We start from the raw sequence: 6512 nt of genomic DNA, 5'->3' as shown, positions 1-6512 counted from the left end.
TTTACAGCCAACCAGTTTACAGAAACGTTTATGAGTGTCATAAAACCTTCAGAGACCATCTTTGCTATGGAAGATGAAAGTTGGAAATGGACAATAGGAGTTTTTTTAGCAATAGTAACGTCTTTTGTAATTTTTGGAGGATTAACTAAAATAGCCAAAGTAGCATCTACCATTGTTCCTTTTATGGTAATGGTATATTTAGTTGCTGTTGTGGTGGTAATGGCTTTAAATGCAGATCAAGTTTGGCCGTCTTTAAAGTTGATTTTTACAGAGGCTTGGAATTTTAAAACTGTGGTAACAGGTGGTTTCTGGGGGCTTGTAATTATTGGTGTGCGTAGAGCAATGTTTTCTAATGAAGCAGGTTTGGGGAGCGCGCCTATGTATCATGGGCAATCTAAAACAGATAATCCAATCAAGGAAGGATTGGTTGCTATGTTGGGGCCGTTTATAGATACTATTTTAGTATGTACTTTTACAGCAATAGTAATTATTCTAAGTGGTGCATATACCGAGGATGTTAGTGGTATTTTAATGACATTAGAAGCTTTTGAACGTACCTTATTTGGTTACGGGGATGATCTGTTAATGTTAATTGTTACCGCTTTTGCTTTTTCAACCCTTTTTACGTATTCTTATTATGGCGTAAAATCCCTTTCTTACCTAACAAACGCACGAATAGGTAAATTATATAATGTCTACTTTGTTATTATGATTATTTTTGCAGCAGTAGCATCATTAGAGTTAGTTAAAAATTTAATTGACCTTTCTTACGCCCTTATGGTAATTCCTAATATGATTGCAGTTTTATTATTGGCGCCCAAAGTGAACGTTGCTGCTAAAGCATATTTTAAAAAATTAAAAAATGACAAAGCATAAAGCAGGATTTGTAAATATTATAGGTAACCCTAATGTAGGTAAGTCTACATTGATGAATGCTTTTGTAGGGGAAAAGTTATCGATTATTACTTCTAAAGCGCAAACCACTAGGCATCGTATTTTAGGAATAGTAAATGGAGATGATTTTCAGGTAATCCTTTCGGATACACCAGGGATTATAAAGCCAGCATATGAGTTGCAAAATTCCATGATGGATTTTGTGAAATCAGCTTTTGAAGATGCCGATGTTTTATTATATATGGTAGAGATTGGAGAGCAAGCTTTGAAAGACGAAAAGTTTTTCGAGAAAATAAAAAGCTCAAAAATTCCAGTTTTACTTCTATTAAATAAGATTGATGTTACAGAACAAGAAATAATAGAAGAACAAGTGCAATACTGGCAAGAACAGTTGCCAACAGTAGAGATTCACTTAATATCTGCTTTGCAAAACTTTAATGTAACGGGTGTTTTTGAACGTATAATTGAATTACTACCGGCTTCACCAGCTTATTATCCTAAAGATCAATTAACAGATAAGCCAGAACGTTTTTTTGTAAACGAGACTATTCGCGAGAAAATTCTAATGCACTATAAAAAAGAAATTCCTTATTCTGTAGAAATAGAGACAGAGGAATTTTTCGAGGATGAAGATATTATCCGCATGCGTGCCGTAATTATGGTAGAGCGCGATTCTCAGAAGGGTATCATTATAGGGCATAAAGGTAGTGCCCTAAAAAGAGTAGGTGTAGAGTCTAGAAAAGATTTAGAGAAATTTTTTGGCAAACAAGTACACTTGGAGTTATATGTAAAGGTAAATAAGAATTGGCGTAGTGATTCTCGTCAACTAAAACGCTTTGGTTACAATAAGAAGTAATTATTGGTTTTAGAATATTCTTGTGTACTAGTTAGAAGCCCTATATTAATCTTCTAATTTACTTTTAAAAGTAAATTAGAAGATTTTTTTATGCCAATTAAACATCAAAAGAACTTCTTAATTGGTATTATGCAATCCCTAAAGTAGTATTCATAAACTTATGTAGCATATGCATTTGAGGTTTCCCCTTTTTTCTACCAGCTCTACCAAAAGCATATAAGGTAAACCATACTAAGACCATAATTAACATTAAGATTAATTGCATAGTATATGGTTTATTTAAAGTAGCAGAGGAATATGCCCATATAGACAAAGCAATAAATATAGTGGCTACACCAAAATGTAAGAACATAAAAAAGGTCCATAGCGTAGGGTTTGGTCCAAATAGCCCATAAATTTTAGATGCAGTAGGCGTGGTATTTGTAATTTCTAAATGTAATTGAGGCGACCAAAAATGTGTTTCTTCTGTATTAAATTTAATGAATATGTGGTTATCTAGTCTGTTAACTAAAAAAGGAGCTTTAGGTTTGGTGTCAAAGGCTATAAGTAGTTCTTCGCTGGGTTGTTCTATATCTAGTTGAAAACGAGGTCTTAATGCAATGTCGTTATTAGGTAGGGTTTTCATAAATGGGTTGTTTGCTTAAAAATACCATTAAAATTTAATCAATTCAATGCTGGTATACAAACATTTCTTATCTTTGATTTCATCGACAAAACGTCAATTTCATCGATGAAATACATAAACCCCCTTTTTCCTATGAAAAATATTGTCATTTTTGGAGCTTCAGGTCATGGTAATGTGGTTTTAGATTGCATTGAAAAACAAGGAGATTATACGGTTTTAGGTTTTATAGATTCCTATAAAAAAAAAGGAAGAACGGTTAATGGTTATACTATACTAGGTAGTGAATTCGATTTACCTTTCTTAATTGATAAATATGCTATTGTTGGAGGAATTGTTGCTATAGGTGATAATTGGACTCGAAAGTTAGTAATGGATCGCATTATGGCTATTTCTCCTATGTTTTCATTCATAAGTGTTATACATCCTAGTGCTTCTATAGGAAGAAATACTTTAATAGGAAAAGGTACAGTTATTATGCCTGGGGCTATTATAAATTCTAATTCAAGGATTGGCGATTTTTGTATAATTAATACAAATGCGTCTATAGATCACGATGGCACTATGGAGAATTTTTCTAGTTTGGCACCTAGAGTATGTACTGGTGGAAATTTTAGTTTAGGAGCATACTCAGCAGTGTGTTTAGGAGCTAATATTATTGAAAACATCAAAGTTGCTGACCATTCTATTGTGGGAGCAGGTTCATTAGTGATAAATAATATTGAAAAAAATGTTGTAGTATATGGTTCCCCTTCCAGAGTGATTAGAAAACGAAGCGCAGGAGAGCCTTATCTTTCTGGCGCTAAAAAAGTATCTGTCATTCCAATTTACGCAAAGGAAGTTTAACGCTTTAAATCCTATCTATCTGTATTCTGTGCTATTATTTAAGTATTAGCATTACCTTTGTCGCTTAATTTTATGTTATGAGTGCTATTGTTGCCATTGTTGGAAGGCCAAATGTTGGAAAATCCACTTTTTTTAATCGCTTAATTCAAAGAAGAGAAGCTATTGTTGACGAGACAAGTGGAGTTACTAGAGACCGTCATTATGGAAAAAGTGATTGGAATGGAAAAGAATTTTCTGTAATTGATACTGGAGGTTATGTTGTTGGTAGTGATGATGTCTTCGAGAAAGAAATAGATAAACAAGTAGAGCTAGCTATTGAAGAAGCAGATGCCATAGTTTTTATGGTAGACGTTGAGTCTGGGGTAACTGGTATGGATGAGGATGTTGCTAAGTTACTTAGGAGAGTGAATAAACCTGTGTTCTTAGCCATAAATAAGGTAGATAACGCAATGCGGGAAGAATATGCCGTGGAGTTTTATAATCTAGGATTAGGTGATTTTTTTACATTATCTAGTATTAATGGTAGTGGAACTGGGGATCTTTTAGATGCAGTTGTAAAAGTGCTTCCTGAGGTAGAAGAGGTAGTAAGTGAACTTCCAAGGTTTGCTGTTGTTGGTAGGCCAAATGCAGGAAAATCTTCTTTTATTAATGCATTAATTGGAGAAGAACGCTATATAGTTACAGATATAGCAGGAACAACTAGAGATAGTATAGATACTAAATATAATCGTTTTGGATTCGAATTTAATTTAGTAGATACGGCAGGTATTCGTCGTAAAGCAAAGGTTAAAGAGGATTTAGAATTTTACTCAGTAATGCGCTCTGTAAGGGCTATTGAGCATAGCGATGTTTGTTTAGTAATACTAGATGCAACCCGTGGTTTCGATGGTCAAGTAGAAAATATTTTCTGGCTAGCACAGAGAAACAATAAGGGAATAGTAATATTAGTGAATAAATGGGATTTAGTTGAAGATAAAGAGACTAATACCATTAAACACTATACAGATAAAATTAAAAGAGCGATTGAACCATTTACAGATGTGCCAATTCTTTTTATATCCGTATTAACAAAGCAGCGTATTTTTAAGGCCATTGAAACAGCAGTTGAGGTATATAATAATAGAAACACAAAAATAGCAACACGTAAGTTTAATGATACAATGTTGCCTATTATAGAAAACTATCCTCCGCCTGCTTATAAAGGTAAGTTTGTGAAGATTAAATTCTGTATGCAATTGCCAACACCATATCCGCAATTTGCTTTCTTTTGTAATTTGCCACAGTATGTTCGGGAGCCTTACAAGCGCTATTTAGAGAATAAATTAAGAGAAAAATTTAATTTCTCTGGAGTTCCTATTAGTATTTTTATGCGTAAGAAATAAGAAAATAAAGAGTTAAAATTAAAAAGGCATCTATTACTCAGTAATAGATGCCTTTTTAATTTTATGTATATAAGTATAATGTTACCAACCTCCAGAGGCGCCACCTCCTCCAAAGCCGCCGCCGCCGAAACCTCCTCCAAAGCCACCACCGCTAAATCCTCCACCTCCAAAGCTTCCGCTTCCGCTAGAGGAGCCTCCACGGCCCATATTGCTTAGAATAATAATATCTCTAAAATCTAATCCAGAGCCTCTGCGACCGCCGCTATTATTTCCATTGTTTCCTTTTCTATTCCATAGAATTATTAGGATAATAAAAAAGATGATGAATGGTAAAAAAGCCTCAAAAGGAATTCTATCATTGTTAAATGTTCTGTCTTCTGTAAATTCACCATTAAGAACATTGAAAATAGCATCGGAACCCTTATTTAATCCACCGTAATAATTGTTTTGTTTAAACCTAGGTAGAATAACGGTTTCGATAATTCTGCGAGACATGGCGTCTGTTAAAGAACCTTCTACTCCATACCCAGTATTTATTGCAATTTTTCTATCGTCTTTGGCAAGTAAAATTAAAACCCCATTATCTTCATTAGCTTGTCCTATTCCCCATTTTTCACCCCAATTTGCTCCTAAGTAGGTTATGTTTTCTCCTTCTGTAGAGCTAATAATAGCAACAACTATTTGCGTTGAGGTGCTGTCGGAATATTTAATAAGCTTTTCGGTAAGTGATTGATTTTCAGATTTAGATAACAAACTAATATAGTCATAGACACTAGTCTGGTTTTGTTTCCCAGGTTTATCTGGGATATTAAATTGCGCCTGAGAAATCGTCCAAAAGCATAAAAAAAGTAAAAGAAGGTTACCCTTTAGATATTTCATTGCTTAGTTCGTTTGTGTCTCCATGCGTCCACGGAAAATGTTCTTCTAGCTCTTGACCAGCTTTTAGAACACCGTTAATAATACCTTCTTTAAAATTGCCTGTTATAAAATCTTTGCGAATGACCTCTTTGGTGTTATCCCAAAAATTTTCGGGCACCACTTGGTCAATACCTTTATCACCATAAATAGCAAATTTTCTATCATTAACTGCTATGTAGATAAGCACTCCATTTTCGGCTTTGGTGTTATCCATTTTAAGCAAATGAAAAACTTCCTTAGCTCTATCTAGCATTTCTAGTCGAGTATGTGCTTCTATGTGTACACGTATTTCCCCTGAAGTATTTTTTTCAGCTTGTAGAATAGCAGAAACAACTTCTTGCTCTTCTTCTGGTGTTAAAAAGTCCTCAACTTTTGACATTAAATTTTATTTAAAATCGAAATTTACATCTGGAGCATTTTCAGAACCTGCTTCAGATTTAAAGTAAGCTAGTTCATCAAAATTAAAGATTCCGGCAAGTATAGATCCTGGGAATTTTTTAATAAGAACATTATAGGGTTCTACGGTAGCATTAAAACGATCTCTAGCAACATTAATTCTATTTTCAGTCCCTTCTAATTGCGATTGTAACTCTAGAAAGTTCTGGTTTGCTTTTAAATCAGGATAACGTTCTACTGTAACTAATAAGCTTTTTAAAGCGCCACTAAGGCCGCCTTGTGCTTGGTTAAATTTTGCAAGTTGCTCTGGAGTTATGTTTGTTGGGTCTATAGATATAGAAGTTGCTTTTGCTCTAGCTTCTATAACCGCTGTTAAAGTTCCTTTTTCAAAGTCAGCAGCACCTTGCACTGTTTTTACTAAGTTGCCAATAAGGTCATTTCTTCTTTGGTAGGCACTTTCTACATTTGCCCATGTTTTTGTAGAGGTTTCTTTTAGTTGTACGGCAGTATTGTTAAAACCAACGGCCCATTGGTAAATTCCGAATGCTAATACGCCGAGTACAATTAAAGCAATTAATCCTTTTTTCATAATAGTTGT

Annotated in this window: 8 protein-coding genes; 4 read left to right on the top strand and 4 right to left on the bottom strand. The window is 34.2% G+C overall.

Annotated features, from left to right (window positions below; genetic code table 11):
* Positions 1-876 (top strand): alanine:cation symporter family protein (locus tag QZZ51_RS05035; RefSeq protein WP_291866775.1); only part of this gene is annotated, 876 nt, incomplete at its 5' end.
* Positions 863-1750 carry a GTPase Era gene (gene era / locus QZZ51_RS05030; protein ID WP_291866773.1) on the top strand — a complete coding sequence of 296 codons (888 nt, stop codon included), beginning with the start codon at positions 863-865 and terminating at the stop codon, positions 1748-1750. The genes QZZ51_RS05035 and era, both read left to right, overlap by 14 nt.
* A gap of 127 nt (positions 1751-1877) precedes the next feature.
* Here the strand turns inward: era and QZZ51_RS05025 are convergent, their stop codons facing one another.
* Complete coding sequence (locus QZZ51_RS05025) at positions 1878-2375, bottom strand: GTP-binding protein (protein WP_291866772.1); 498 nt, start codon at positions 2373-2375, stop codon at positions 1878-1880.
* A 132-nt stretch (positions 2376-2507) separates the two neighbouring features.
* On the opposite strand from QZZ51_RS05025, the gene QZZ51_RS05020 reads away from it, so the two are divergent.
* Entirely contained in the window at positions 2508-3218 is a 711-nt protein-coding gene (locus tag QZZ51_RS05020; RefSeq protein WP_291866770.1) for an acetyltransferase, read from the top strand.
* Between the two features lie 77 nt (positions 3219-3295).
* On the top strand, positions 3296-4600 hold the full coding sequence (der, locus tag QZZ51_RS05015; RefSeq protein WP_291866767.1) for a ribosome biogenesis GTPase Der: 1305 nt from the start codon (positions 3296-3298) through the stop codon (positions 4598-4600).
* An 81-nt stretch (positions 4601-4681) separates the two neighbouring features.
* Here the strand turns inward: der and QZZ51_RS05010 are convergent, their stop codons facing one another.
* The 3 genes from QZZ51_RS05010 to QZZ51_RS05000 are packed head-to-tail and all read right to left on the bottom strand — an operon-like array spanning position 4682 to position 6503.
* Positions 4682-5479 (bottom strand): YgcG family protein, encoded by a 798-nt coding sequence (locus QZZ51_RS05010; RefSeq protein ID WP_291866764.1) that lies wholly within the window; start codon positions 5477-5479, stop codon positions 4682-4684.
* A complete protein-coding gene (locus tag QZZ51_RS05005; protein WP_291866761.1) occupies positions 5460-5897 on the bottom strand; it encodes a TPM domain-containing protein in 438 nt (145 codons plus the stop codon). Before QZZ51_RS05005 ends, QZZ51_RS05010 begins: the two co-directional genes overlap by 20 nt.
* Positions 5898-5903: 6 nt before the next feature.
* Positions 5904-6503: a LemA family protein gene (locus QZZ51_RS05000; protein ID WP_291866757.1), complete on the bottom strand. Its 600-nt coding sequence runs from the start codon at positions 6501-6503 to the stop codon at positions 5904-5906.
* Positions 6504-6512: the final 9 nt, after the last annotated feature.

The organism is Maribacter sp. (assembly GCF_016744255.1).
GTDB lineage: Bacteria > Bacteroidota > Bacteroidia > Flavobacteriales > Flavobacteriaceae > Maribacter_B.
This window is presented reverse-complemented; position numbering and strand designations above follow the sequence as displayed.